29 protein-coding genes are annotated in these 26,681 nt (G+C 61.0%); 9 read left to right on the top strand and 20 right to left on the bottom strand.

Going from position 1 to position 26,681, the window contains the following annotated elements:
* Window positions 1–64: 64 nt before the first annotated feature.
* The 6 genes from CPH89_RS10480 to CPH89_RS10455 all read right to left on the bottom strand — a co-directional run bounded on the left by CPH89_RS10480 (window position 65) and on the right by CPH89_RS10455 (window position 7,642).
* Window positions 65–1,606, bottom strand: coding sequence for a SulP family inorganic anion transporter (locus CPH89_RS10480; RefSeq protein ID WP_053253652.1), 1,542 nt, complete (start codon window positions 1,604–1,606; stop codon window positions 65–67).
* Between the two features lie 85 nt (window positions 1,607–1,691).
* Complete coding sequence (locus tag CPH89_RS10475; RefSeq protein ID WP_053253651.1) at window positions 1,692–2,423, bottom strand: carbonic anhydrase; 732 nt, start codon at window positions 2,421–2,423, stop codon at window positions 1,692–1,694.
* Window positions 2,424–2,651: 228 nt separating this feature from the next.
* Window positions 2,652–3,710 carry a PA0069 family radical SAM protein gene (locus CPH89_RS10470; RefSeq protein WP_053253650.1) on the bottom strand — a complete coding sequence of 353 codons (1,059 nt, stop codon included), beginning with the start codon at window positions 3,708–3,710 and terminating at the stop codon, window positions 2,652–2,654.
* A gap of 81 nt (window positions 3,711–3,791) precedes the next feature.
* Window positions 3,792–5,090 carry a cytochrome c gene (locus CPH89_RS10465; RefSeq protein WP_053253649.1) on the bottom strand — a complete coding sequence of 433 codons (1,299 nt, stop codon included), beginning with the start codon at window positions 5,088–5,090 and terminating at the stop codon, window positions 3,792–3,794.
* Between the two features lie 12 nt (window positions 5,091–5,102).
* The gene (locus CPH89_RS10460; RefSeq protein ID WP_053253648.1) at window positions 5,103–6,887 is read right to left on the bottom strand and encodes a GMC family oxidoreductase; all 1,785 of its coding nucleotides are present in this window, start codon (window positions 6,885–6,887) and stop codon (window positions 5,103–5,105) included.
* A gap of 2 nt (window positions 6,888–6,889) precedes the next feature.
* Window positions 6,890–7,642, bottom strand: coding sequence for a gluconate 2-dehydrogenase subunit 3 family protein (locus tag CPH89_RS10455; protein WP_053253647.1), 753 nt, complete (start codon window positions 7,640–7,642; stop codon window positions 6,890–6,892).
* A 273-nt stretch (window positions 7,643–7,915) separates the two neighbouring features.
* Between CPH89_RS10455 and CPH89_RS10450 the strand changes: the two genes are divergently transcribed.
* A complete protein-coding gene (locus tag CPH89_RS10450) occupies window positions 7,916–8,602 on the top strand; it encodes a dual specificity protein phosphatase family protein (RefSeq protein ID WP_053253646.1) in 687 nt (228 codons plus the stop codon).
* Between the two features lie 7 nt (window positions 8,603–8,609).
* Here CPH89_RS10450 and CPH89_RS10445 read toward each other — a convergent pair whose 3' ends face one another.
* Both CPH89_RS10445 and prlC read right to left on the bottom strand, forming a co-directional pair.
* On the bottom strand, window positions 8,610–8,882 hold the full coding sequence (locus CPH89_RS10445) for a YheV family putative zinc ribbon protein (RefSeq protein WP_027608125.1): 273 nt from the start codon (window positions 8,880–8,882) through the stop codon (window positions 8,610–8,612).
* Window positions 8,879–10,978 (bottom strand): oligopeptidase A, encoded by a 2,100-nt coding sequence (prlC, locus tag CPH89_RS10440; RefSeq protein WP_169876334.1) that lies wholly within the window; start codon window positions 10,976–10,978, stop codon window positions 8,879–8,881. Before prlC ends, CPH89_RS10445 begins: the two co-directional genes overlap by 4 nt.
* Before the next feature lie 54 nt (window positions 10,979–11,032).
* Between prlC and CPH89_RS10435 the strand changes: the two genes are divergently transcribed.
* A complete protein-coding gene (locus tag CPH89_RS10435) occupies window positions 11,033–11,575 on the top strand; it encodes a gamma carbonic anhydrase family protein (RefSeq protein WP_053253644.1) in 543 nt (180 codons plus the stop codon).
* The gene (locus CPH89_RS10430) at window positions 11,572–12,231 is read left to right on the top strand and encodes an HAD family hydrolase (RefSeq protein ID WP_053253643.1); all 660 of its coding nucleotides are present in this window, start codon (window positions 11,572–11,574) and stop codon (window positions 12,229–12,231) included. The genes CPH89_RS10435 and CPH89_RS10430 overlap by 4 nt, the downstream gene beginning before the upstream one ends.
* A gap of 95 nt (window positions 12,232–12,326) precedes the next feature.
* Here the strand turns inward: CPH89_RS10430 and CPH89_RS10425 are convergent, their stop codons facing one another.
* Window positions 12,327–13,370 (bottom strand): aminopeptidase, encoded by a 1,044-nt coding sequence (locus tag CPH89_RS10425; protein ID WP_053253642.1) that lies wholly within the window; start codon window positions 13,368–13,370, stop codon window positions 12,327–12,329.
* Between the two features lie 142 nt (window positions 13,371–13,512).
* On the opposite strand from CPH89_RS10425, the gene CPH89_RS10420 reads away from it, so the two are divergent.
* Window positions 13,513–13,935, top strand: a complete 423-nt coding sequence (locus CPH89_RS10420) for a PA0061/PA0062 family lipoprotein (RefSeq protein WP_053253641.1) — start codon at window positions 13,513–13,515, stop codon at window positions 13,933–13,935.
* Here the strand turns inward: CPH89_RS10420 and CPH89_RS10415 are convergent, their stop codons facing one another.
* Together CPH89_RS10415 and CPH89_RS10410 are read right to left on the bottom strand one after the other, a co-directional pair.
* Entirely contained in the window at window positions 13,936–14,175 is a 240-nt protein-coding gene (locus CPH89_RS10415) for a DUF1161 domain-containing protein (protein ID WP_053253640.1), read from the bottom strand.
* Window positions 14,176–14,382: 207 nt separating this feature from the next.
* A complete protein-coding gene (locus tag CPH89_RS10410) occupies window positions 14,383–14,814 on the bottom strand; it encodes an OsmC family protein (protein WP_053253639.1) in 432 nt (143 codons plus the stop codon).
* A 216-nt stretch (window positions 14,815–15,030) separates the two neighbouring features.
* Between CPH89_RS10410 and CPH89_RS10405 the strand changes: the two genes are divergently transcribed.
* On the top strand, window positions 15,031–16,032 hold the full coding sequence (locus tag CPH89_RS10405) for an LLM class flavin-dependent oxidoreductase (RefSeq protein WP_053253638.1): 1,002 nt from the start codon (window positions 15,031–15,033) through the stop codon (window positions 16,030–16,032).
* 59 nt (window positions 16,033–16,091) lie between these two features.
* On the opposite strand, the gene CPH89_RS10400 is transcribed toward CPH89_RS10405, so the two are convergent.
* Window positions 16,092–16,319 carry a DUF1161 domain-containing protein gene (locus CPH89_RS10400; RefSeq protein ID WP_053253637.1) on the bottom strand — a complete coding sequence of 76 codons (228 nt, stop codon included), beginning with the start codon at window positions 16,317–16,319 and terminating at the stop codon, window positions 16,092–16,094.
* Window positions 16,320–16,432: 113 nt separating this feature from the next.
* Window positions 16,433–16,648, bottom strand: coding sequence for a dodecin (locus tag CPH89_RS10395; protein WP_016969657.1), 216 nt, complete (start codon window positions 16,646–16,648; stop codon window positions 16,433–16,435).
* Between the two features lie 154 nt (window positions 16,649–16,802).
* Here CPH89_RS10395 and CPH89_RS10390 point away from each other — a divergent pair, with 154 nt between their 5' ends.
* Window positions 16,803–17,129: an ElaB/YgaM/YqjD family protein gene (locus CPH89_RS10390; RefSeq protein ID WP_003170746.1), complete on the top strand. Its 327-nt coding sequence runs from the start codon at window positions 16,803–16,805 to the stop codon at window positions 17,127–17,129.
* Between the two features lie 8 nt (window positions 17,130–17,137).
* Here CPH89_RS10390 and CPH89_RS10385 read toward each other — a convergent pair whose 3' ends face one another.
* Complete coding sequence (locus CPH89_RS10385; protein ID WP_053253636.1) at window positions 17,138–18,034, bottom strand: LysR family transcriptional regulator; 897 nt, start codon at window positions 18,032–18,034, stop codon at window positions 17,138–17,140.
* 110 nt (window positions 18,035–18,144) lie between these two features.
* On the opposite strand from CPH89_RS10385, the gene trpB reads away from it, so the two are divergent.
* From trpB to CPH89_RS10370, 3 genes are all read left to right on the top strand, one after another.
* Complete coding sequence (trpB, locus tag CPH89_RS10380) at window positions 18,145–19,371, top strand: tryptophan synthase subunit beta (protein WP_053253635.1); 1,227 nt, start codon at window positions 18,145–18,147, stop codon at window positions 19,369–19,371.
* Complete coding sequence (gene trpA / locus CPH89_RS10375; RefSeq protein ID WP_053253634.1) at window positions 19,371–20,180, top strand: tryptophan synthase subunit alpha; 810 nt, start codon at window positions 19,371–19,373, stop codon at window positions 20,178–20,180. Before trpB ends, trpA begins: the two co-directional genes overlap by 1 nt.
* Before the next feature lie 138 nt (window positions 20,181–20,318).
* Window positions 20,319–20,771, top strand: coding sequence for an anti-virulence regulator CigR family protein (locus CPH89_RS10370; RefSeq protein ID WP_053253633.1), 453 nt, complete (start codon window positions 20,319–20,321; stop codon window positions 20,769–20,771).
* An 80-nt stretch (window positions 20,772–20,851) separates the two neighbouring features.
* On the opposite strand, the gene CPH89_RS10365 is transcribed toward CPH89_RS10370, so the two are convergent.
* From CPH89_RS10365 to CPH89_RS10340, 6 genes are all read right to left on the bottom strand, one after another.
* Window positions 20,852–22,156 carry an MFS transporter gene (locus CPH89_RS10365; RefSeq protein WP_053253632.1) on the bottom strand — a complete coding sequence of 435 codons (1,305 nt, stop codon included), beginning with the start codon at window positions 22,154–22,156 and terminating at the stop codon, window positions 20,852–20,854.
* A 172-nt stretch (window positions 22,157–22,328) separates the two neighbouring features.
* On the bottom strand, window positions 22,329–23,477 hold the full coding sequence (gene dgoD / locus CPH89_RS10360) for a galactonate dehydratase (protein WP_017137927.1): 1,149 nt from the start codon (window positions 23,475–23,477) through the stop codon (window positions 22,329–22,331).
* Between the two features lie 61 nt (window positions 23,478–23,538).
* Complete coding sequence (locus CPH89_RS10355; protein WP_053253631.1) at window positions 23,539–24,159, bottom strand: 2-dehydro-3-deoxy-6-phosphogalactonate aldolase; 621 nt, start codon at window positions 24,157–24,159, stop codon at window positions 23,539–23,541.
* Between the two features lies 1 nt (window position 24,160).
* Complete coding sequence (locus CPH89_RS10350) at window positions 24,161–25,120, bottom strand: 2-dehydro-3-deoxygalactonokinase (RefSeq protein ID WP_053253630.1); 960 nt, start codon at window positions 25,118–25,120, stop codon at window positions 24,161–24,163.
* 162 nt (window positions 25,121–25,282) lie between these two features.
* Window positions 25,283–25,609 (bottom strand): DOPA 4,5-dioxygenase family protein, encoded by a 327-nt coding sequence (locus tag CPH89_RS10345; protein ID WP_053253629.1) that lies wholly within the window; start codon window positions 25,607–25,609, stop codon window positions 25,283–25,285.
* Between the two features lie 30 nt (window positions 25,610–25,639).
* Window positions 25,640–26,590: a choline sulfate utilization transcriptional regulator gene (locus CPH89_RS10340; RefSeq protein ID WP_053253628.1), complete on the bottom strand. Its 951-nt coding sequence runs from the start codon at window positions 26,588–26,590 to the stop codon at window positions 25,640–25,642.
* Window positions 26,591–26,681: the final 91 nt, after the last annotated feature.

The raw sequence follows: 26,681 nt of genomic DNA, 5'->3' as shown, positions 1-26,681 counted from the left end.
GCCGACCTGATAACGATCCAATGTGGGAGCGGGCTTGCCCGGCTCCCACAGTGTTTTGTGGGGTTCAGGCAGGTGCCGAACCGATTCCCACCGTCGTGCGCACCCGGCCTTCCAACCGGCGCTTCAACCCGCGCGCCTCGATCACCAGCGTCGAGCCCTTGGCCGCATTCGCCCGGCCCCATTCCTCAAGCAACTCCAGGCACGAATGGTCGATGTAACTCAGGTTACTCAGCGGCACGTGCAAGGTGGTCCCCGCAGGCACCGTCGACAGCACCTGAGTCAGCGCCGGGACTTTCAAAAAGGTCGCCGCACCGGTCAAGCGCAACTCCATCTCACGGTCCTGGGGCAGGTCGATCAGGCTGACTTTCAGTCGCGAAGCCTTGAAGGCCAGCTTCAGCAATGTCAGCCCGAAGCCCACCAGCACACCGGTGAGCAGGTCGGTAAAGATGATCGCCAGCGCCGTCGCGGCATAGGTGAACATCGGCATCCGCCCATAGCGGCCCAACGCCCGGAACGCCTTCACGTCCACCAGCTTGATCCCGGTGTACACCAGCACACCCGCCAGGCTCGCCACCGGAATGCTTTGCAGCACGCTCGACAGCAACAGCACGAACCCCAGCAGCCACAGGCCATGGAACATCGCCGACAACCGCGTGGTAGCGCCGGCCTGCACGTTGGCCGAGCTGCGCACGATCACGCCGGTCATCGGCAGGGCGCCCACCAAGCCGCAGAGCATGTTGCCCACACCTTGAGCAGACAATTCCTTGTCGAAATCAGAACGCTGACCGCTGTGCATACGGTCGACTGCAGCGGCAGACAGCAGGGTTTCCGCGCTGGCAATAAACGCCACGGCGAACGCGGCGATCAACAGCTGTGGATCAGCCAGGTTGAGGAGGTCACTGGGGCGCAACCAGTCGATCGCGTCAGCGAGGTTTTCCGGGACTTCCACGCGCTTGACCTGCAACGCCAGCACCAGGCTGGTGACGGTCGCCAGGCCCACGCCCAACAAGGCACCCGGCACAAACCGCAGTGCGTGGGGACGGAATTTGTCCCACAGGTACATCACCAGCATCGTCGACAGCCCCAGTAAACCGGCCTGCCAGCCAAGGCCACCGCCGAGGGTCGGAATGGCTTCAGCCACTGCGGCGGGGAAGCCTGCCAGGTTATCCAGCCCTGAAGGTTTGGGGGCGCCATCGAGCATCACATGCACTTGGGACAGCACAATCAGCACGCCGATCCCCGCCAGCATGCCGTACACCACGGCCGGGGCCGTGACCCGGAACCAGCAGCCCAGGCGCAGGCGCCCCGCCACCAATTGCAGGAAACCCGCCAGCAGCAGGATCGGTCCGAGCATCATCATGCCGTGCTGGCGCACCAACTCGAACACCAACACCGCCAGGCCCGCTGCCGGGCCGCTGACCTGCAGCGGCGAACCCGCCAACCAGCCCACTACCAGGCCACCGATAATCCCGGTGATCAGCCCTTTGGCCGGGGGCATACCGGAAGCAATCGCGATGCCCATGCACAAGGGCAGGGCGACCAGAAACACCACCACGGAGGCCAGCAGCTCCCGTGGCAAAACAGCTTTCAATTGAGCAGCACGCATGATGACTCTCCCGAGGCATTCGCCGGGCGCGGTAAAGCCTGGCTGCATCCATGGCAGCCACCGCTTTACCCGGCAGGGAAGTGTTTTAGAAGCGCGCTTTAGGCGTCGCGCAAGGGATTGGCCCGTCGCCGCCCAGCGGTCGGAACGCCGCCTGGTCTGCGTCGTATGCGCGAATTTCGCTGGTCTCGATGTTGTAGATCCAACCATGGATAAACAACTGACCATTGGCCATGCGCGAAGCCACGGAAGGGTGGGTGCGCAAATGTTGCAACTGGGCGATGACGTTTTCTTCGGTCAGCACCTTCATGCTTTCGCCTTCATTGGCGCAGTCGCAGTTGTCCTCGACCATGGACTTGGCGACCTCGGCGTGGCGCAACCAGGCCCTTACCGTCGGCATCTTTTCCAGGCTCTGGGGGTTGAGCACTGCGCGCATGGCGCCGCAATCGGAATGCCCGCACACAATGATGTGCTGCACGCCCAGGGCCAATACCGCGTACTCGATGGCGGTGGAAACACCACCGTTCATCTGGCCGTAGGGCGGCACCACGTTACCTACGTTACGGGTCACGAACAGGTCGCCGGGCGAGCTTTGGGTAATCAGCTCGGGCACGATGCGTGAGTCGGCGCAGGTAATGAACATTGCGCGCGGGCTCTGGGCCGTGGCGAGTTTCTTGAAGAGTTCTTCCTGCTGAGGGAAGACGTCGTGATGGAAATGCAAAAAGCCGTCAACGATGTGCTTTAGCGCTGCATCGGCGGTTTCCGCCACCTGAGGGGCTGAAGCCGACGCAGCCAACGGCTGTTTATCCTTGTCACTCATGATTCATCCTCTTGATTAATGCAGGGTGAGTGTTCAGGTCTATTCGACGCCCAGGCTGTGAAATAGTTGGAAAACCACACAAACCGAGGCGCCGACTCATCAGTCACTCGCTGAACAAGGTAACCGTCGAAACTTAACTCAAACTGAATGAACCGCTCTAGATCGTGGGTTTCATTGATGTCAAAACGCGACTATTCCTACAGAAACGACGCGTTCTTCCTCGTCAGTCTACAACAATGCCATTTGCCTGCCAGGCGGGCAAAACGCCGAACAATCCAGGTTAAACCCCTCCCGGCGATTGAGCCCCAGCCGCTTGATCGCCTTGCTGAAGCGCTGCGCCAACAAATCAGCAAACGGCCCCTCGCCGCGCATGCGCACACCAAAGCGGCTGTCGTACACCTCACCCCCACGCACCTGGCGCACCAGGCTCATCACATGGGCCGCCCGCTGCGGGTAATGCGCCGCCAGCCACTCCTCGAATAACGGCGCCACTTCCAATGGCAAGCGCAGCATCATATACGCGGCGCTCTGCGCCCCGGCCGCGTGAGCTTCGGTCAGCAGGCTTTCCAGTTCACTGTCGTTGATCATCGGAATCATCGGCGAGCACAGCACCCCCACCGGGATACCGGCCTCACGCATCACTCGAATCGCCCGCAATCGCGCCTTGGGCGCCGCCGTGCGCGGTTCCAGGATGCGCTTGAGCTCGTCGTCCAGGCTGGTGAGGCTGATCATCACCGCCACCAGGCGTTGGCGCGCCAGTTCAGTGAGCACATCGAGATCGCGCAGGATCAGCGAACCCTTGGTGATGATCGTCACCGGGTGCCGATAACGCAGCAGCACTTCGAGGGTTTGCCGGGTGATTTTGTATTCGCGCTCGATAGGCTGGTACGGGTCGGTATTGGAGCCCAGATTGATCGGCGCGCACACATAGCCCGGCTTCGACAGCTGTTGTTCGAGCACGTCGGCGGCATTGGTTTTGGCGATCAGTTTGGTTTCGAAATCCAGCCCCGGCGACAGGTCCCAATAGGCATGGCTGGGCCGCGCATAGCAGTAGATGCAACCATGCTCACAGCCGCGATAAGGGTTGATCGAGCGATCGAAGGGCAAGTCCGGCGAATTGTTGCGGGTGATGATGCTCTTGGCCGTCTCAATCCGCACTTCGGTGCCCTGGGTCGGCGGCACTTCCTGAAACCAGCCGTCGTCCTCGACCACGCTGGCAGTCGGCGCAAAACGGTTGTTCAGGTTGGTGGCCGTGCCCCGGCCACGGGGCGGCAACAGAGTAGACATGAAAACGCCTCGATACTGTTTTTATATACAGTATCGAGGCGCGAGGGTTCTGACCAGTGCCGTTTGGCGGTCAGGCCAGGATCAGTGCTTTTGCGTTACCTGCCCCAGGTCATCGCCTGAGGTGGTGCGCATGTCACTCTTGCGCAGGTCGGCCACGTCACTGGCTGTCACGGGCGCGCCTTTGTTACCCCAGCTGCCGCGAACGAAACTGACGACATCCGCCACTTCCTGGTCCGACAACCGCCAGGCAAAAGCCGGCATGGTGAATGTCGACGGCGCCGTATGAGTTGCCGGCAAGGTTCCACCGTTCAACACAATGTTGATCAACGACGTGGCATCCGCCGTCTGCAACACCGGGTTACCCGCCAGTGCCGGGAACACCCGCGTATAACCGTGGCCGTCCGTACGGTGGCAGGCGGCGCAGTTGTCGATATACACCGACGCGCCCGGTTTGCTGTCATCGCCTTTCCACAGCGCGTCGGCCACCTGTTTATCGTACTGATGCGGCTGATCCTTGGGATCGACCGCCGGCAGGCTTTTGAGGTAACGGGCGATAGCGGTCAGGTCGTCCTGCGACATGTACTGCATGCTGTGCACGACAACATCACTCATGCCGCCAAACACCGCGCTGCGGTCACTGCGACCGGTCTTGAGGAACTGCACCAGTTGCTCCTCGCTCCAACTGCCGAGGCCGTCCTTGTGGTCGCCACGCAGGCTTTTCGCGATCCAGCCTTCCAACGGCGCGCTGCCGGACAGGAAGGCAGCGCCGTCCGCGGCACTCAGGGCTTTTTCCTGCATGGTCAGCGCGCGCGGCGTATGGCAGGCGCCACAGTGGCCGAGGCCTTCAACCAGGTAGGCGCCACGGCTGATCACCGGGTCGGCGGCGACCTGTGCCGGATGCTCCTCCACCGTCGGGGCAAACATCCAGCGCCAGGCCGCCAACGGCCAGCGCATGCTCAAGGGCCACGGAATGTCACTGTCCTTGTTCGCTTGGGCGACCGGCTCAACCCCTTTCATGAAATACGCATACAACGCCTGCATATCGCTGTCGCTGACGCGTGCGTAGGACGGATACGGCATCGCCGGGTAAAGCGTACTACCGTTCTTGACGACACCATGGCGCACGGCCTTGTCGAAGTCTTCGAAGCTGTAGTCGCCCAGGCCCGTCTTGTCCGGGGTGATGTTGGTGGAATAGATCACGCCGATGGGCGTTTCCATCGGCAGGCCGCCAGCGAACGGCTTGCCGCCCTTGGCAGTGTGGCAGGCCACACAGTCACCCGCGCGAGCCAGGTATTCGCCCTGCTTGATCAAGTCGGTTTCGGCGGCGCTTACCGAGCAGCTGCTGAGCAACGCCAGGGAGGCGATAACGAGTGCTTTCATGGTCATCGCTCCTTATGCCTGAACCAGTGGGCCGGGATTCTTGAGGTACTGCTCGCGGATCGCCCGCGCCGACCAGTAGGTCAACGCTGCCACCAGGCCGGTAGGGTTGTAACCCAAGCCTTGTGGGAAAGCGGATGCGCCCGGGACAAATACGTTGTGCACATCCCAACTCTGCAGGTAGCGGTTCAGCGCGCTGGTTTTCGGGTCGGTGCCCATGATCGCGCCACCGTTGAGGTGAGTGGTCTGGTAGGACGCCGTGTTGAAATGCTCGCCGACCTTTTTGCCCAGCACGGCAATGGCCTTGGGGTTCATCGCTTCAGCAACCTTGCCCATTTTTTCCATCATGAAACGGTTCATCTTGATGTCGTTTTCCTGCCAGTCGAACGTCATCCGCAGCAATGGCAAACCGTAGGCATCGCGGTACACCGGGTCCAGGTCCAGGTAGTTGGCCCGGTAGGATTGATGCGCGCCGTGGGAGTCCATCGACACCTGGTGGGTGTAGTAATCGGCGGTGGCACGTTTCCAGGCACTGCCCCACGCCGGGGTGCCCGGCGGGTTGGACGTACCGGCAATCGGCCGGCTGCCGGCCTGGTTGACCCACATCGGCGAGCCTCCCACAAAGCCGTGCGGCCCGTGGTCGAAGTTATCCGCGTTGAAGTCATCAATGGCCACGCCATTGCCGCCCGCACCGATGAAGTTGTTGGTGTGGGTGTCCTTGTCGAAGAAGGCCTTGATGGTGCCCATGTTCTGGTAGGCGAAGTTCCTGCCTACCACACCCTCATTGGTAATCGGGTCGTAGGGTTTGCCGATACCCGAGAGCAACATCAGACGTACGTTGTTGAACTGGAAGGAGCCGATGATCACCAGATCCGCCGGTTGCTCGCATTCCCGACCCTGGCCGTCGATATAGGTCACGCCGGTGGCCTTGCTCTTGGTGCTGTCGAGGTTGACCTTGAGTACGTGGGAATTGGGCCGCAGCTCAAAGTTCGGCACCTGGCGCAGTGCTGGCAGGATGTTTACGTTTGGCGAGGCCTTGGAATACATGTAGCACACGTAACCGCTGCAGAACCCGCAGAAGTTGCACGGGCCCATCTGCGCGCCGTAGGGGTTGGTGTACGGCCCCGAGGTATTGGCCGACGGCAGGTTGTAGGGTTTGTAACCGACCTCGGCAGCCGCCTTCTGAAACAGCTGTGCGGACACGGTGTTTTTCTGCGACTCCAGCGGGAACGGGTTGGAACGATCCGGTGCGTATGGGTTGCCGCCACGCCCTTCGCCCACCACCTGACCTTTTACGGTCCAGGCCTGACCGGAGGTGCCGAAGACTTTTTCCGCGTAGTCGAAAAACGGCTCCAATTCTTCGTAGCTCACGCCGAAGTCCTGGATGGTCATGTCTTTGGGAATGAAATTTTTGCCGTAGCGCTCTTCATAGTGGCTACGCATGCGCAGTTCGATAGGGTCGACGCGAAAATGCACGCCCGACCAGTGCAAACCCGCGCCGCCCACGCCATTGCCGGGCAGGAACGCGCCCAACTGGCGGTTGGGCAAGGCGACGTCATTCACGCTATGGCGAATGGTCACCGTCTCCTTGGAGATGTCCTGGAAGAGTTTTTTACGCACGCTGTAGGTCAGTTCGTCGATGACCTGCGGATAGTTGCCGTCCGGATAGGTGTCCTGCATCGGGCCGCGCTCCAGCGCAACCACATTGAGGCCTGCCTCGGTCAATTCCTTGGCCATGATCGCGCCGGTCCAGCCGAAGCCCACGATCACCGCGTCCACTTTCTTCATGATGGTCGCCACGTTTATGCCCTCTCGCCGCGAATGGAAACAGCCGGGAAGGGGTATTGCTCGTTGCGTTCAACCCAGTCCATGAAATCGGCGCGCGCGCCGGGGAAGCCGATCATTGTCCAGCCGACCATGCCTTTATTGCCGCCGTGGACCGGGTCGCAGAAGAACCCTTCCTTGGTGTTTTGCAGCAGCAGGTTGAAAAACATTTTCGCGGGCACGGCTTCGAAATGCGCCGTCATTTCACTGCCGCCAGCCTCCATGCGCCGTAGCATGTCGTCCTGGGTAGCGCTGTCTTGCGCAGCAAAAGCTTTGCCATTGAACGCCTTCGACCATGCATCCGTCGCGGCAATGCCCAGGCGATAGATGTCCTTGGGCACCAGTTTGCTCTGCCAGCCCATCTCCGGCGCCGCATCGGCGTTGAACGGGCCTTGCATGAACCACAGGGCGCCGGCGGCATACGGCGTGTTCATCTGGCGGTCGATGTATTCCGGCGCGCCGGCTTCCAGGGCGCCAGGGCCTTGGGCGTCAGCGGGAATCAGGCGGGCGACGGCCGCGTTGATGAACGCCCATTCTTCGGCGGTGAAGTAGCTCGGTTCATAGGCTTTGTCGCTGGCGGGCGGCTTGGCCGGAGCGGCCTGGGCCGGCTCCGGCGTGGCCATCAACATCGAGCCGCCAAGGCCGGTGCTGGCAACCGTGACCACCGGGATCAAGGTCAAGGATTTGCGCAAAAAGTCACGCCGGGGGTTGTCTTGATCTTGATCAGACATGGGTGCACCTCATCATGTGGTCACGGATTGATCAGCCGCTTCTGGGAGCAGCGTGAAGGTTTGCCGAGCAACTAGGAGCCAATGGGCTAGAGCAGGCTCGCAAACAATAGTTACAAATGATAGCAGGCTAAGAATTGAGAAGAATCGATTAACCGAGAAAAACAGCGGATCAGGTCGGGTCTTCACGATTCTTTGACGAGTACCTCACGCCATGTTGACCCCGCGCAGGCGAATCTGTGGCCTATCAGCCCTTCCTATTCGGTCCCAACGCGCATGTTCACAATCCGTTTGCTGCCTGCCCTCGGCCTGGCGTTCATGGCTCTGCTCAGCACACTGCAGGCTCAAGCCGACGAGGCCACGTCCCTGCGCTCAGCAGAGTGGGCCCAGCCTGTGGGCGGCCAATTCAACCTGCACCAGATGACGCCTACCCTGTATCGCAGCGCATTGCCGGACAGCAGCGCCGTGCCCGTACTGGAAAAACTCAAGATCGGCACGGTGATCAACTTTTTGCCGGAATCTGATGCGTCGTGGCTGAAGACATCTGATATCAAACAGGTGCAGCTGACTTATCGCACCAACCACGTCGACGATTCCGACGTGCTGGCGGCGCTCAGGGCCATCCAGCAAGCAGAAGTTAACGGCCCCGTGCTGATGCACTGCAAACACGGCTCTGACCGCACAGGCCTGATGGCCGCGATGTATCGCGTGGTGATCCAGGGGTGGAGCAAAGAAGACGCGCTGAACGAGATGACCTTGGGCGGTTTCGGCACCAGTAACGGCTTCAAGGACGGCGTTCGCTACATGATGAAGGCCGATATCGACAAGTTGCGTACAGCCTTGGCGAATGGCGATTGCAGCACCAGCGCGTTTGCCCTGTGCTCGATGAACAGTTGGCTCAACACGGCCAGCAGCAGCCGTGTGGAGCCAAAGAAAGACACTGATTGGGTACGCACACCCTAAGCGGGCATCAATCCTTTTTCAGCTTGGGATTGGGGAAAAACTGCACGGCCTGCACCTTCGGGTCCGGCGCCTTCAGCGCCGATGTATTCACCCGCGTGCCCAATTCCTTGGGCACCGACAAGCCTTGATCATTCAGCGTGTCGGTATAACCGCAGGCCACACACTCACGGTGCGGCACGCTGTCTTCAGTCCACATCTTCAACTTGTCCGGCTCGCTGCACGCCGGGCAGACCGCCCCGGCGATAAATTGCTTTTTGGTTATCACAGGCCCTTCGCTCATGCTGCCGCGTCCTCACTCAGGCCGCTGTGACGCAAGAGTGCGTCAATCGACGGCGCCCGTCCGCGGAAGTCGACGAACAGCACCATCGGCGCCTGGGAACCGCCCCGCGCCAGAATCGCTTCGCGGAAGGCGCGACCGGTTTCCGCGTTGAGCACACCCTCTTCCTCGAACTTGGAGAAGGCATCCGCCGACAACACTTCCGCCCACTTGTAGCTGTAATAGCCCGCCGCGTAACCGCCGGCAAAGATGTGCGCAAAGCTGTTAGGGAAGCGGTTGTAGGCCGGTGGGCGCATGACCGAGACCTCATCGCGCACGCCTTCAAGCACCTGCGCCACGGTGCGACCATCGCCATGGGTGGCGTGCAGCTCGAAGTCGAACAACGAGAATTCCAGTTGGCGCACCATCATCAGGCCGGACTGGAAGTTCTTCGCCGCCAGCATTTTTTCCAGCAGGTCCTGAGGCAGCGGCTCACCGGTTTCATAGTGGCCGGAGATCAGCGCCAGGCCTTCCGGCTCCCAGCACCAGTTCTCCATGAACTGGCTCGGCAACTCCACCGCATCCCAGGCCACACCGTTGATGCCGGACACGCCAGCGTGTTCAACGCGGGTCAGCAGGTGGTGCAAGCCGTGGCCGAATTCGTGGAACAGCGTGGTGACTTCATCGTGGGTCAGCAGCGCAGGCTTGCCGCTGTCGGCCGGGGTGAAGTTGCACACCAGGTTGGCCACCGGGCTTTGCAATACGCCGTCGATCGTGCGGCGACGGTCGCGCGCGCCATCCATCCAGGCACCGCCCCGCTTGTTGGCGCGGGCGTACAGGTCGAAGAAGAAACGCCCGACGTGCTGGCCGTTTTCCTTGATTTCAAACAGGCGAACATCCGGGTGCCAGGTGTCGAAGCCTTTTTGCTCGGCGATTTCGATGCCGTACAGGCGCTGGACGATGGCAAACAGCCCGCTGAGCACTTTGTCGATCGGGAAGTAGGCGCGCAGGGCTTCCTGGGAAACGCTGTAGCGCTGCTCGCGCAGTTTTTCACCGTAGAAACCGCTGTCCCAGCTTTGCAGATCGGCGCAGCCTTGTTCGGCGGCGTAGGCCTTGAGCTGTTGCAGGTCCTGGGCGGCAAACGGCTTGCTGCGCTTGGCCAGGTCACGCAGGAAGCTCAGCACCTGGTCGCTGGATTCAGCCATTTTGGTGGCCAGGCTCAGCTCGGAGAAGGACGCATAACCCAACAGCGTGGCCAGTTCCTGACGCAGGTCGAGGATCTGTTCCATCACCGGGCCGTTATCGTTCTGACCGGCATTCGGGCCTTGGTCCGACGCACGGGTGCAGTAGGCCGCGTAGACTTCTTCACGCAGGGCGCGGTCCTGGGCGTAGGTCATCACCGCGTAGTAGCTCGGAAATTCAAGGGTGATCAGCCAGCCGTCGAGGCCTTTGGCCTGGGCGGCAGCCGCCATTTGCGCCTTGGCGGAGTCGGTCAGGCCGGCGAGAGTGGCTTCATCGGTGACGTGTTTGGTCCAGGCCTGAGTAGCATCCAGCAGTTGGTTGGAAAATTTGCTGCCCAGCTCGGACAGCTTGCTCTGCACCTCGGCGTAACGTTTTTGCTGCTCAGGCGGCAAATCGATACCCGAGAGGCGGAAGTCGCGCAGGGAATGTTCCAGGATGGTTTTTTGCGCCACATCGAAGCCGGCCGCTTCGGGGCTGTTGGCCAGGGCCTCGAAGGCCTGGAACAGTGCGCGGTTCTGGCCCATCTCGGTGGAGTAGGCGCTCAATGCTGGCAGGCAGCCTTCGTAAGCTTCGCGCAGCTCGGCACTGTTACATACGGCGTTGAGGTGGCTGACCGGGCTCCAGGCGGCGCCCAGGCGGTCATTCAGCTCGTCCATGGCCAGTATCAGACCGGCCCATGTCGGATTTTTGCCCTGGCTTTGCAGGATGCCTTCGATGGCAACGCGGTTGTCGGCGAGGATCTGTTCGATGGCCGGCTGAACGTGCTCGGCACGGATCGCCGAGAACGGCGGCAGGTCGTAGGACTGCAGAAGAGGGTTGTTCGCGCTCACGGTTGGCACCTTGGCTGAAGAAACATGTAAGAACAAAGATGGGGCCATCTTAATTACAATCAACGCCCACCGCAGCTATCAGCAGAAGAGAGAGAGGCTATCGTGACCCTTCGCACCTATCAGAACCACACGCCAACCCTGGGCGCCGGGGCTTTTGTCGATATTTCGGCGGTGGTGATCGGCGATGTCGAAATCGGCGCCGACAGCTCGGTTTGGCCGCTGACCGTGATTCGCGGCGACATGCACCGCATCCGCATCGGTGCGCGCACCAGCGTGCAGGACGGCTGTGTGCTGCACATCACTCACGCCGGGCCGTTCAACCCGGATGGCTTCCCGCTGCTGATCGGCGATGACGTGACCATCGCCCACAAGGTCATGCTGCATGGCTGCACCGTGGGCAATCGGATCTTGATCGGCATGGGCAGCATCGTGATGGACGGCGCCGTGGTCGAAGACGACGTCATCATCGGCGCCGGCAGCCTGGTTCCACCGGGCAAGACACTCGACAGCGGCTTTTTGTATGTGGGCAGCCCGGTTAAACAAATCCGTCCGTTGACTGACAAGGAACGCGCGTTCTTCACCTACAGCGCAGCAAACTACGTGAAGCTCAAAGACCTGCACCTGGTGGAAGGATTCGATCAATGACCCTGCATTACCCAACCGTCCTGTTCGACCTGGACGGCACCCTGACCGATCCGCGCGAAGGCATCACCCGCTCGATCCAGTATGCCCTCGGCAAACTGGGTATCGACGAGCCGGACCTGACCAAGCTGGAACACTTTATCGGCCCGCCGTTGCTGCAAGCCTTCATGCAGTTCTATGGCTTCGATGAAGCCAAGGCCTGGGAGGCGGTGAATTTCTATCGCGAGCGTTTCAAGGTCACCGGCCTGTATGAAAACCGCGTGTTCGACGGCGTCATGCCGTTACTGGAAACGCTGAACGGCCAGGGCCGTCAGCTGTATGTGGCCACGTCCAAGCCGTGGGTGTTCGCCCGCGAGATCGCCCGGCATTTCGATTTTGCCAAGCACTTCAAAGTCATCTACGGCAGCGAGCTGGATGGGACGCGCACGCATAAAGTCGAGCTGATTGCTCACTTGATGAGCGAAGAAGGCCTGGACCCGGCGACCACGTTGATGGTTGGTGATCGCAAGCACGACCTGATCGGAGCACGCAGCAATGGCCTGGATTCGGCGGCGGTGGGGTATGGGTTCGGCAGTTTTGAAGAGTTGAATGCCGAGGCGCCGACTTGGCATTTTGCGACGTTGGATGAGATGCATCAGGCGTTTTTGCAGCGCGCTTGAGACCGTTATCGCAGGCAAGCCAGCTCCCACACTTGACCGCATTCCAAGTTTGGAAATCGATCAACTGTGGGAGCTGGCTTGCCTGCGAAGAGGCCCTAACGGCCACCACTCTCCAATTGCCTTAACGCCGCTTTACGCTGCGCCACCGGCAACCCACCCAATTTTTCAACCGCCGCAAAAAACTTCACCCAATCCCCGCCTTCCTGCGCAAACAACGCCGCAAACGCCGGCACCCATTGGTCATACAGCCCGAACGGCAACAGCCGCGCATTGTTCATCGGCTGGTTGACCCACACGTCGTAACGTTTATCCCCGCCCCATTGGCTATCGCGCATGTGCTGATACGCTGTGCGCAAGCGCTCGAACTCTGCGGCTTTGGCCTGGCGCATTACATCCGTCGCCAGCGGTTGGGCGTAGAGTTGTTCCAAGCGCTTGCGGGTATCAAGTACCAGCCGAATAAACTGATCGCGTTGCTGCAACGCCGCATTGCTCAATGGCGCCAAGCCACGCGCCGCACGCCATTGGCGGGTGCCTTCCTGCTCGACGAAGTTGGCATAAGACTCGTTGAACTCGGTGTCATCCTTCACATAAAAACGCTGATGCGCCAATTCATGAAAAATCAGCGTGGCCAGGCGCTCATCGCCCCAGTGCATCATCGAACTCATGATCGGATCGTTGAACCAACCCAGCGTGGAATAAGCCTCGACACCGTCAATCGACACGTCCATGCCCCGTTGCTGCAGCACCGCCGCCTCGCCGCGCGCAGCGCCCTGGTTGTAGTAGCCGCGATAAGCGACGCAGCCGGCGATTGGAAAGCAATGGGTTTGCGGGGATAGAGAGAATTCCGGCGTGGCGAATACATTCCAGACCACATAGGGTCGGCCAATGTCGGCGTACAACCGGTAACTCTGGTTGTCAGGCAAGTGCAGGTGCTCGCTGGCAAAGGTGCGTGCCTTCTGCGATTGCGCCAGGTGATCGCGCAGCGCCTGTGGCCGAGAGGGGTCGGCGATGACCTCGGCGACCGGCTCGCGGGCCCTCAGCAATTGCCATTGGCCGTCAGCCAACTGGGCGTAATAACTGACGCTGGAGCAGCCGCTGAGCAACACGACGATTAGCCCTGGAAGAAAACGCCTCAACATGCTCCGACCGCTCCTGGGTGACTGGCTCGCCAGACTATCCTGCCGGCGCGGAATTTTTCCATGCCGTGACGTGTTTATACTCATAGAGAGTTTGCCGCCTTGTGCGCCCGGCTCAATTCTTTCCTTCCGTTGAGTGCCTGCCATGCGCCAGCTCTTGCTTCCCGTCACTGCCCTGTTTCTCAGCGCCTGTGCTTCGACCCCATTGCCACCGGTCGATCCGCACCAGGCATGGGTCGATTTCGCCACCCCGACCCCGGGCGCCAAACTGGTGATGGCCCAGCGCCTGGACGGCAAGAACCTCAACGACGGGCGTTTCTTTCAGGTGCCACCCGGCAGCCACGAACTGATGGTGCGCTTTGATTTCGAGGTGCCAACCGGGGGCAGTTTGGGCGGGTTGTCGCAGACCCAGGACCGGACCTGCTTCATGACCTTGCAGTACAACAGTTTCCAGGCAGGCCAGCGCTATGTGCTGGAGGGCCGCTCGCTGGGCTACACGCCGAACATCCGGCTGTACAACACAGCGCGGCAGTTGCTGGCGCAAGAACGCAGCGTCAACTGCATCTGATCAGTCGTTGTTCTTTTGGTAGATGATGGTTTTGGTCCCGTTCTCGCAAGTACCTACACGCATGGCCTCGTCGTGCTTGTCGCCTTCTTCCTTGCTGACGATTTCCAAGGTGTAGGACGGCACTGCATTAGCCTGGATTTTGACCTCGATCTCTTTCCTGAGCTCTTCACAATCTTTTGGCGCGGCCACGGCCGACGTGGCCAAAACAGCGCAGATGATCGCCAAGGCAAAACGTTTCATGTGTGTAGCTCCCTGAATGCATGCGCACGGGTGTGCGCCTAAGTTGCATAGCGTATAGGACCACATCTGGGAAACACGAGTTCTGATTTAACGCACAACTAAATGTGGGAACGGGCTTGCTCGCGAATGCGGTGGGTCAGTCACAGTGATATTGACTGGTCCACCCCGTTCGCGAGCAAGCCCGCTCCCACATTGGAAGATGCTTTATCAGTTAACCAGCGTCGCATCCAGGCTGATGTTCGCATTCAGTACCTTGGATACCGGACACCCTTCCTTGGCTTTCTTGCTCAGTTCGTCGAACTGGGCCTGGCTTGCGCCTGGAATCTTGGCCTTGAGGATCAGGTGCACGGCGGTGATTGCAAAGCCACCTTCCACTTGGTCCAGCGTCACTTCAGCCTGGGTGTCAATGCTGTCGGCCTTGAGGCCGGCGTCGCCGAGAATCATCGAAAACGCCATGGAGAAACAGCCGGCGTGGGCCGCACCGATCAATTCTTCAGGGTTGGTGCCCTTGCCTCCTTCGAAACGGGCCTTGAAGCCGTAAGGCGCTTCACGCAGCACGCCGGTTTCGGTGGAAATGGAACCCAGCCCAGTCTTCAGATCACCTTCCCAATGCGCGGATGCTTTTTTAACGATACTCATAGCGGTCTCCTCGAACGGTGGTTTTGCTTCAGTAAGGGTTCTGAGGATAGATGCGCGGGCAAAGTTCATCTTGTCGGAAAAACCTAGTTATTTAGTAGGAAATCTCTCCACCTCTATTGAATCTCGGGTATATGCCCTCATTGCATAGAACATGCACATGAAGCGGCAGGTTTTGGTTCGTCTATAAGCCTGCGCACCTAATGGAGAAGCAGGCTTATGAAATCGCTGTCCGACGTGAAGTTCTCGACCCTCGACCTCGTGCCCGTGCGCGCCAACGGGAGCATCGCGCAATCGTTGCGCAACTCTCTGGACCTCGCCCAGCACGTGGAAAAGTTCGGCTACAACCGTTTTTGGGTGGCCGAACACCACAACATGGACGGCATCGCCAGCTCGGCCACCTCGGTGTTGCTGGGCTATCTGGCCGGTGGCACCTCGACCATCCGCGTCGGCTCCGGCGGCGTCATGCTGCCCAACCACGCGCCCTTGGTAATTGCCGAGCAGTTCGGCACGCTGGAAAGCCTGTACCCCGGCCGTATCGACCTGGGCTTGGGCCGCGCGCCCGGTTCCGACCAGATGACCGCCCGCGCCCTGCGCCGTGAACGCTCGGGCAGCGCCGACGATTTCCCCGAAGACGTGGCCGAACTGATGGCCTACCTCGGCCCACGCACGCCTGACCAACGGGTGATCGCCGTGCCGGGCACTGGCACCAACGTACCGGTCTGGCTGCTGGGTTCCAGCCTGTTCAGCGCGCAGCTTGCGGGAGAGAGGGGTTTGCCCTACGCCTTCGCCTCACATTTCGCACCGCGCTTGATGCACGAGGCGATTCGCGTGTATCGCAATCACTTCAAGCCTTCAGCCGTGCTGGACAAGCCCTACGTGATGCTCGGCATTCCGCTGGTGGCGGCCGATACCGACGAGCAGGCCGATTACCTCGCCACGTCCGTGTACCAACGCATTCTGGCGCTGATGCGCGGGCAAAGCCTGGTGCAGCGCCCACCGGTGAAAAGCATGGACGGCCTGTGGCTGCCCCATGAAAAAGACGCCGTCGGCAGCTTCCTCGGCTTGGCCATGGTCGGCGGCCCGGCCAAGATCCGCGCCAAACTGGAAGTGCTGATCGAGCAAACCGGTGCCGATGAGCTGATCTTTACCAGCGACCTCTACGAGCACGCTGACCGGATTCATTCCTACGAGCTGCTGGCACAGCTGATGAAAGGCTGAGCCCGAGGCGAAAAAAAACCGACGCACTCGCGTCGGTTTTTTATGTCTGGAACACGGGATTAACCGCGTTTGTAGACGATTTCCTTGGTGCCGCCTTCGCAGGAGCCAATCACCTTATCTCCATCGGCTGCAGCGCCTTTATCGACAACATCCAGGGAATAATGCTGAACGCCTTTCGCATCAAGCTTTGCTGCGAGTTCACTTTTCAGCTCCTCACAAGGCTTGCCCGCCGCCAGGGCTGTACCCGCGATGCTCAACAAACCTACCGCCAACAGGAACTTCTTCATCCGTTACTTTCCTTGCGCTGATCGAAAAGAGCGTGCCGATGCATTGCATCGGCACCCTAAGGGTGTAGCGCAGGTTATGGCAATCGGCCAGTCGGCAAGTTCAACCGACGTGATCAACTACTGGCAATTCGGAACCCCACCTTCAGCGTGACCTGGAAGTGCGCGGCCTTGCCGTCCTTGATGTGGCCACGGGTTTCGGTCACTTCAAACCACTCCAAGTGCTTGATGCTCTTATGCGCTTCGGCAATCGCGTTGTTGATGGCGTCTTCGATACTGGTCGTCGACGAGCCCACCAGTTCGACTTTCTTGTAAGTGTGATGATCTGACATAGCGTTTCTCCTGAGGTCTCTACTGAGCGTAGCAGTCAATGTTCGTACTGCTTCTGGCGGCTATTCGTAGGTGAAAGTTCAGATTTACTGCACTTTCTGAAAACGCCGTAGTCGGTATCTACACACGCCACTCAATCACTTCAGGAGAGCCCACATGGCCAACACTTCTTTACGCAAAGCGTCGCTGGAAAGCATGGAAGCCGAGATTTCGAGCCTGCTCAAGTCCCTTGAGAGCCTCAAGGATGATGCATCCGATGAGTCGCGCAAAACGCTGAAGGCCCTGAAAAGTAATGCCGAGAATGCTCTCAAGCACTCCCGCCACCTGATCAGCGATGCCTACGAAGAAAGCAAAGTCAAAATCCGCGAAACCGGCGTCGCCACCCGCGACTACGCGCAAGAGCACCCATGGACTACCGCCGGCGTTGCCGTTGGCGCGTTGGGCCTGCTGGCCGCTTACCTGCTGTGCAAACGCGGTGACTGATTGACCGGCTACAGCGGTTGGCGCAGCAGCTCTGCCTTGAGCCACTGCGCCAGCTGACCGGCGCGCCCGTCTGCGGCGCGTTTGGGTAGCCACAACGCCAGGTGCGCCGGGGTTTCACTGAAACCCCACGGCGCCACCAGGCGACCCGCTCGCAGGTCCTCTGCCACCAGCGGTTCAGGTGCAATCGCCACTCCCAGCCCGGCAACAGCCGCCTCCAGCAAATAATACAAATGCTCAAAACCCTGGCCGAGTTTCAGCGCGCCGGGCTCGATGCCGTGTTGCTGCGCCCAACTGGGCCAGGCCTGCGGGCGCGAGGTGGTGTGCAACAGCACTTCGCCACACAACGCCGAGGCAGGTGCATGACGCAGAGGCTCATAACCGGCGAAGCGCGGGCTCATCACCGGGCCAATCCGCTCGCTGGCCAGTTCGTACACTTGCATATCCACCGGCCACGGCGGTTCGGCGAAAACCAGCAGGGCGTCAAGACCGGGCCGCCGAGGATCAAGGTCGCCGTCACCGGCGGACAGGTGCAGGCGCAGGTCCGGTAAGTCTGCGTTCAAGCGGCCCAGGCGCGGGATCAACCAGCGCGCCAACAAGCTGCCCGAGCAGCCCAGCACGAAGGGCGCATCGGCGCTGGCTTGGGTGAGTTCTGCGCACACGTCCCTCAAGCGCTCGAAGGCTTCGGCACTCGCGTCGCGCAGGCGCACACCGGCATCTGTGAGTTTAAGGCCGCGCCCGTCCTTGACGAACAGGCTGACACCCAAATGCTCTTCCAGCACCTTCAACTGGCGACTGACGGCACCGTGGGTCACATGCAGTTGCTCAGCGGCCTGGCTGACGCTGTTGAGCCGGGCAGTGGCTTCGAACGCGCGCAGGGCATTGAGGGGCGGAAGGTCTCGACTCATCTGTGAGTTTTCCTGACAGGTTACGGCGATCTTATCGGTTTTCAGCGCCGGATGTGAGGGGTAGAGTGACCGTCATTGCCTCTCACACGAATTATTTCCTGGAGCGCCCCATGACTCAGTCCCAGACCGACCTGCGCAACGGCCCCGACGCCAACGGCCTCTTTGGCGCGTTCGGCGGCCGCTACGTCGCTGAAACCCTGATGCCGTTGATCCTCGACCTGGCCCGCGAATACGAAGCGGCGAAGATCGATCCGGCTTTCAACGAAGAACTGGCCTACTTCCAGCGCGACTACGTCGGACGCCCAAGCCCGCTGTATTTCGCCGAGCGCCTGACTGAGTTCTGCGGCGGTGCCAAGATCTACCTCAAGCGCGAAGAGCTGAACCACACCGGCGCGCACAAGATCAACAACTGCATCGGCCAGATCCTGCTGGCGCGGCGCATGGGCAAAAAACGCATCATCGCCGAGACCGGCGCCGGCATGCACGGCGTGGCAACCGCCACCGTGGCCGCACGCTTTGGCCTCGACTGTGTGATCTACATGGGCACCACCGACATCGAGCGCCAACAGGCCAACGTGTTCCGCATGAAGCTGCTGGGCGCCGAAGTGATCCCGGTGGTCGCCGGCACCGGCACCCTCAAGGACGCAATGAACGAAGCCCTGCGTGACTGGGTGACCAACGTCGACGACACCTTCTACCTGATCGGCACCGTGGCCGGCCCGCACCCGTACCCGGCGATGGTGCGCGACTTCCAGGCCGTGATCGGCAAGGAAACCCGCACCCAGATGCAAGCCCAGGAAGGCCGCTTGCCGGACAGCCTGGTGGCCTGCATCGGCGGTGGCTCCAACGCCATGGGCCTGTTCCACCCGTTCCTGGATGACGCCAGCGTCGAGATTATCGGTGTTGAAGCAGCCGGCTACGGCATCGAAACCGGCAAACATGCCGCCAGCCTCAACGGCGGCGTACCGGGCGTGCTGCACGGCAACCGCACCTTCCTGCTGCAGGACGACGACGGCCAGATCATCGACGCTCACTCGATTTCCGCCGGCCTCGACTACCCCGGCATCGGCCCTGAGCATGCTTGGTTGCATGATATCGGCCGCGCCCAATACACCTCGGTGACCGACGACGAGGCCCTGATCGCATTCCACAAATGCTGCCGCCTGGAAGGGATTATTCCCGCACTGGAAACCGCCCACGCCTTGGCCGAAGTGTTCAAACGCGCACCGAATCTGCCGAAGGATCACCTGATGGTGGTCAACCTCTCCGGCCGTGGCGACAAAGACATGCAGACCGTGATGCACCACATGGAACAGTCCCAGCAGGAGAAACACTGATGAGCCGCCTGCAAACCCGCTTTGCGCAGCTGAAAGAACAAAACCGCGCGGCCCTGGTGACCTTCGTCACCGCCGGCGACCCGGGTTATGACACCTCGCTGGCGATCCTCAAGGGTTTGCCGGCGGCCGGCGCCGACGTGATCGAGCTGGGCATGCCCTTCACCGACCCGATGGCCGACGGCCCGGCGATTCAACTGGCCAACATCCGCGCGCTGGAAGCCAAGCAAAATCTGGCGAAAACCCTGCAGATGGTTCGCGAGTTCCGCCAGGGCAATAACGACACGCCACTGGTGCTGATGGGTTACTTCAACCCGATCCACAAATACGGTGTGCCACAGTTCATCACCGACGCGAAAGAAGCCGGCGTTGATGGCCTGATCGTGGTCGACATGCCGCCTGAGCATAACGGCGAGCTGTGCGACCCGGCCCAGGCAGCAGGCCTCGACTTTATCCGCCTGACCACGCCAACCACCGATGACGTACGCCTGCCGACCGTGCTCAACGGCAGCTCCGGCTTTGTGTATTACGTGTCGGTAGCCGGTGTCACCGGTGCCGGTGCGGCCACCCTGGAACACGTTGAAGAAGCGGTGACCCGCTTGCGCCGCCACACCGACCTGCCCATCAGCATCGGTTTTGGTATCCGCACGCCTGAGCAGGCTGCGGCCATCGCACGCTTGGCTGACGGTGTGGTGGTGGGTTCGGCGCTGATCGACCACATTGCCAATGCCAAAAATGATCAGCAAGCGATTGATGGCGTATTGGGCTTGTGCGCGGCGCTGTCGGAAGGTGTCCGCAACGCCCGTAAGTAAACGCCATGTAGCGGTAGGTAAAGTTCCTGATACAGAGGAATCATACTGTCGAATCAGTACCTAAACTGACAAGACCAAGGGATTTCGAACTCGGTTCGAAATCCCTTTTTTGTTGGTGCAGTACTGAGGAAACACCCCATGAAAATGCCTAAACGCTTGATCGCCGGTCTCGGCGTGCTGATGCTCGGCGCGAGTGCCTTGGTGCAGGCCGCGCCGCCTGACCAACGGGGTGATGGCGACGGCCCCGGCCGTGGCGGCCCGCAAGGCCAGCACGAGCAACGTGGCGACGACCATCGCGGCCCGCCGGACAACCGTCGCGGCGGCCCACCTCAGGACTTCGGCCCGGTGCGGCAGATCATCCACGACAACCACGGCCAATTCTCGCGCGGCGCACCGCCGCCGCCGAATGTACGTCTGGTTCGCGGCCAGCCCCTGCCACGCGGCTATTACGGTGAACGTCTCGACAATCGCGCCCTGGCACGCCTGCCGGTTTACCCAGGGTATGAATGGCGCCGTTCCGGGCCGGACGTGGTGTTGATCGCGGTGGGCACGGGGATCGTCTACGAAATCCTGAACGGCGTGCTCAACTGACCGCAATGCTTGGGTGGCAAGCCGGCTTGTTGAAGCGAGCGGGCTTGCCACAGGGGTCAGCCGCCGCCCTGATAATGGGTTTACAGTTCGATGCGTTCGACTTTGCCCACCAGCAACACGTAGGAAAGCGCCCCGAGCAATGCCAGCACCGCGATGTAGGTAATCGCTGGCGCAAATGAATCACCACTGGCCAGAAAGCCGATCACTATCGGCGTGGTAATCGCCGACAAGTTACCGATAAAGTTAAACACGCCCCCGGTGAGCCCCAACAAACGCGCAGGCGCCAAGGTCGATACCAGCGACCAGGTGATCGACGCCAAGCCATTGCCGAAAAACGCTAGCGCCAGAAACGCAATCACCCACGCTGTCGAGTCCACATAGTTGGCGCCGATGATCGCCGTGGAAATCAGCAGCCCGCCAATGATCGGCAACTTGCGCGCAAAGCCTACCGACGCGCCCCGGCGAATCAGCCAATCAGAAAAAATCCCCGAACACAGCACGCCGACAAATGCGGCGAGAAACGGCAACGACGCCAACAACCCGGACTTGATGAAGTCCATGCCCCGGTATTTCACCAGGTAGGTCGGGAACCACGTCAGGAAGAACCACAGCGTGGAGTTCAGGCAGAACTGCCCCAGGTAGATGCCCCACAACTTGCGCTGGCTCAGCACCACCCTCAGGTCGACCCAACTGAACGGCGCCTTGGCCGTTTGCGCCTGGATATCCACCAGCCCGCCACCGTCGCGGATCAGTTCGATTTCAGCCGCGTTGGCGCCTTTGAAATCCTTCGGCTCGCGGTACACCGCGTACCAGATCAGCGCCCACAGAATGCCCACACCCCCGGTGGCGACGAACACCATGTGCCAGCCAAACGCGTGCTGCAGCCAGGCCAGTACCGGCGTGAGAAAGGCGAGCCCGACAAATTGCCCCGAGGTGTAAACACCAATCGCCGTGGCGCGCTCGCGTTCCGGAAACCAGGTGGTGACCACGCGGCTGTTGATCGGGTAGGCCGGCGCTTCCAGCGCACCCACCGCCATACGCAGCACGAACAGCGCGATAAAGCTGGCGGCGAACCCGAGCAGCACGGTGGCAATCGACCACAGCAGCAGGGCGACGGTGTAGAGAATGCGCGGCGGCACCCGGTCGACCAGCCAGCCGCCGGGGATCTGCATGGCGGCGTAGGTCCAGCCGAAAGCCGAGAAGATCAGCCCGACGTGCACTGGGTCGATCCCCAGCTCGCTGGTCAGCGCCGGGGCGGCAATCGACAGGTTGCTGCGGTCGAGGTAGTTGATCACCACGGTGATAAACAGCAACACCATGATGAAGAAACGCTTTCTGCTGGGCGTGACTAAAGACGCCTGCCCGGTGAAGGATTCAGGGTGCATGGGGGAGTGCCTCTTCTTATGGTTATTGAGGACAAATCTGGCTGAACGAACGCGGTCAGTGTGGGAGCTGGCTTGCCTGGATGGCGGTATACCTGCGCCAGAGATGCAAGCTGGCCCACCGATATCGCCGGCAAGCCAGCTCCCACATTGACTGTGTTTCCTCAGGAGGGGCTTACCACTCGGCGAAGCTGCCGTCGGCATGGCGCCAGATCGGGTTGCGCCAGCGGTGGCCGATGGCCGCGCGTTCGATCACATACTCTTCGTTGATCTCGATGCCCAGGCCCGGCCCATTGGGGATCTTCACAAAGCCTTTGTCATAGTCGAACACGCCCGGGTCGCGCACGTAGTCGAGCAAGTCGTTGCTCTCGTTGTAGTGGATGCCCAGGCTTTGCTCCTGGATAAACGCGTTGTAGCAAACCGCGTCCAGTTGCAGGCAGGCCGCCAGGGCAATCGGACCCAGCGGGCAGTGCAGGGCCAGGGCCACGTCGTAGGCTTCGGCCATGTTGGCGATCTTGCGGGTTTCGGTGATGCCGCCGGCGTGGGACGCGTCCGGCTGGATGATGTCGACGTAACCTTCGCTGAGCACGCGCTTGAAGTCCCACCGCGAGAACAACCGCTCGCCGAGGGCGATCGGCGTGCTGGTCAGCGGCGCCAGTTCTTTCAGCGCCTCATAGTTTTCACTGAGCACTGGCTCTTCGATAAACATCAGTTTGTACGGGTCCAACTCTTTCATCAGCACCTTGGCCATGGGCTTGTGCACGCGGCCATGGAAGTCGACGCCGATGCCGACGTTAGGGCCGACGGCGTCGCGCACGGCAGCCACGTTGGCCAGGGCCAGGTCGACTTTTTCAAAGCTGTCGACGAACTGCAGTTCTTCAGTACCGTTCATTTTCACTGCGGTAAAACCACGCGCGACCGCCTCTTTGGCGGCGCGGGCGGTGTCGGCCGGGCGATCGCCGCCGATCCATGAATACACGCGGATCTTGTCGCGCACCTGGCCGCCCAACAGGTCGCTGACCGATACGCCAAGCGCCTTGCCCTTGATATCCCACAGCGCCTGGTCGATACCGGCCAGGGCACTCATGTGCACGGCGCCGCCACGGTAGAAGCCGCCCCGGTAGAGCACGGTCCAGATGTCTTCGATATTGCGTGGGTCTTTGCCGATCAGGTAGTCGCTGAGCTCTTCGACGGCAGCCGCCACCGTGTGGGCGCGACCTTCAACCACGGGCTCGCCCCAACCGGTCACGCCCTGGTCGGTTTCAACCTTGAGGAAGCACCAGCGCGGCGGCACGATGAAGGTAGTCAGTTTGGTGATTTTCATCTCTTATCTCTCTTGTCGATGCAGCGCCCAAGGCGCAAAGCTTGCACTCAGTTCAGGGGCATCAGTTAAGCGCGTTCCAGGCCGCGACATAGGCCTGGGCGCTGCTGGCGACTTGCGCCAGCGACATACCCGGCTTGAACAACCCGGAACCCAGGCCGAAGCCCTTCGCGCCGGCGTCGAAATACACCTGCATGTTGTCCGGGGTCACACCGCCGACCGGCAGCAGCAACGTGCCCGTCGGCAATACCGCCAGCCACGCCTTGATCACCGCCGGGCCCATTTGCTCGGCCGGGAAGAGCTTCAATACGTCGGCACCCTCGGCCAGCGCGGCGAAGGCTTCGGTCGGCGTGGCGACACCCGGCGACAGGTACAGGCCCGCCGCTTTCGCAGCACGTAGCACCCGGGCGTCGCTGTGGGGCATGACAATCACCTGGCCGCCGGCCGCTTTCACCTGCGCCACTTGCTCCGGCGTCAACACCGTACCCGCGCCGATCAGGCAATCGGCGGGCAGGCTGCTGCGCAGCGTACGGATGCTGGTGTAAGGGTCGGGGGAGTTCAGCGGTACTTCAATCACGCGAAAGCCAGCCTGATAGAGCACCTGGCCAACCGCCTCCGCTTCGTCCGGTCGTATACCGCGCAGGATTGCGATCAAACCATTGTGTGCGAGTGCTTGCTTGAGCATGTCAGGCCTCCGATACAGGTTGAGTGAGCCCGGCCGCGACTGCCAGTTGCCACAAGCCGCGCTCGGTGGCTTCCTGCGCCAGGCTGACCGGGGCGAAACCGCACAGCGCGAGGGCGCGTTGGTAGCGGGCGCAGAGCGGTGCGGCGCCGACTAGGACGATGGGTTGGTGTTTCGCCTGGCGCGGCAAACCGGCGAGTTCATGGCCAATGAGCAGGCCGGACAGATAATCCGGTTGCTGTTCGGGTGCCAGTTGCGCGGTCAAGCCCAGGGTGCGCGCGCTGAACAGCGTCGAGAGCACGCCACGTTGGCCATCTGCTGATAACGCCACGTTCACGCCTCGATCAAACGCCTCGGCCTGGAAGTGTTCGGATATTTTTTGAGTACGCCCGAGGAGGCTGTGCTTGCTCAGCACCGCGAACAGCTCGCCGGTCATGAAGGTGTCGAAATGAGTGATGCAGCCGCCTTTCACCTCGACCCATTTGGAATGACTGCCGGGCAGACCAATCAGGACCTCGGCCTCAAGGCCTTGCAGCACGCCCAGCACTTGGGTTTCTTCGCCGCGCATCACATTGGGCAAGCCGACCTGTTCGATCACGCCAGGCACGATATGCACATCCACCCCGCGCAGGCTGCGCACTGTGTGGAGCGCCTGGCCCAGGCTGGCGACATCGACTGGCGTATTGCGATAGGCCGCCTCGCTCCAACCCTGGGCGCTGCCCACCATGCCGCAGGCGATCACCGGCAAGTTGGGTTCGGCGTCGAGCCAGTCGCCGCAGGCGGCATCGAACGCCAACTCGAAGCCATCGCCGCAGCGAACGCCGGCAATCTCCCGCGGTTCAGTGGGCAGGTGCATGATGCCGAATGCCAGCGAGCGCTGTTCCAGCACCTCGCCGGCCGGCCCGAGTTTATAAGCACGAAGGGAGCTGGTCCCCCAGTCGAGCGCGATCAATTGCGCCTGCATCGCTTCACCTGAAATGAGTGGGTGCTGAAAAAAGCAGATGGGCGAATATAAACCTATGGCTGGCGATATCTCAATATATAAATAACGGTCCCATATATTGGGCAAGCATGAAAAAAATCCCGTCGCCTTTGCACAAGGGAACGGGATTTGTTTAGACACTGGTTAAAAAACAGACAGGTCCAGCGCGCGCATTGCGCCCATCCAGATCGCGTAATCGGTGTGGTCCTTCAAGTCATCGCCGGTCTCAGGGTGCAGAAACACCACCAGGCCTTCGCGATGCAGCGCCAGCCACGGCAGCACGACGCCGATGTACTCCGGCTCGAATGCCAGTTGGCAGCTCCAGTCAGGGTGCGGGCCCACTGGCCGTTCGTGCACACGGCCCATGCGCAACGGGAACAGGCGTGCCGCGTCTTCGCACAGGCTGCGCGCCTGGCCGATAGTGCTGGCGTCGAAGTAGATATGGGCGTGGTAGCCCTTGATACGTTGCATGGAGAAATCCGCATCCAGTAGGCCCCGATCCTAGACCGCAATCGACGGCAGGGCCAGCCCGGTCAACGATTGCGCGCTGCTGGCTTGCTCGGCCACCAGCCAGTCGACAAAGCGCTCGACCAACTGCCCGCGGCGCTTTCGCTGGGGCTGCACCACGTAATAGCCAAAACGCGAGATCACCGTGTCGGTGATCGGTCGGCACAGCCAGTTCTGTTCCAGCAGGTTATCCACCAAATGGCGCCAGCCGATGGCCACGCCCTGGCCAGCAATCGCGGCCTGGATCAGCAGGGTGTAGTTGTCGAAGCGTAATTGGCCAGGGGTGGGCACGGCGGTGATGCCCAGCTCGCGAAACACGCCGCTCCAGTCGAACCACTGGCTGTTGTTTTCCTGGCGCAGGTGCAACAGGGGATAGTCCGGCAAGGTCTGCACGGTCAACGCGGTGGCCTGGTCCTTCAGCCATTGCGGGCTGCACACCGGGAACACTTCCTCATTGAACAGCCAAAGACTGTCGCCCTGCTTGAAACGACCGTCGCCGAACAACACTGCCACGTCGATATCGCTGCGCAAGGTGGCGTGGTTGCGCTCGCTGGTGACCAGGCTCACGTCAACGTGTGGGTTGGCCTGGTGGAAGCGATGCAGGCGCGGCATCAGCCAGTAGGCGGCAAAGGCAAAGTCGGTGGCCACTTGCAGCACTTCATGCTGGTCCTGTTGAGTGATCGCGCTGAGGCCCGAATTGATCGCCTGCAAGCCGCCCTGGACGTGCTCGAACAACAGCGCGCCAGCGTCGGTCAGTTCGATGCCGCGGTAGATGCGATCAAACAGGCGGATCGCCAGCTGTTCTTCAAGGCGCTTGATTTGCTGGCTGATGGCCGGCTGAGTGGTGCCAAATTCCATCGCGGCGGCGGTGAAGCTGCGATGGCGTGCCGCCGCTTCGAAAGCGCGCAGCAGGTCGAGGGATAAATCGCCGAGGGCTTCATACATAAGCTGTGCTTATCCTAGACATTGCTTTTCATGGGCTTTACCCCATTTTCCATGGGCTGCATGCTCATTCGCATAAACACCGCCTATGGAA

This window comes from Pseudomonas fluorescens (assembly GCF_900215245.1).
GTDB classification, from domain to species: Bacteria; Pseudomonadota; Gammaproteobacteria; order Pseudomonadales; family Pseudomonadaceae; genus Aquipseudomonas; species Aquipseudomonas fluorescens.
The sequence above is the reverse complement of the archived record's forward strand: the minus strand, read 5'-3'. Positions and strand labels throughout refer to the sequence as shown.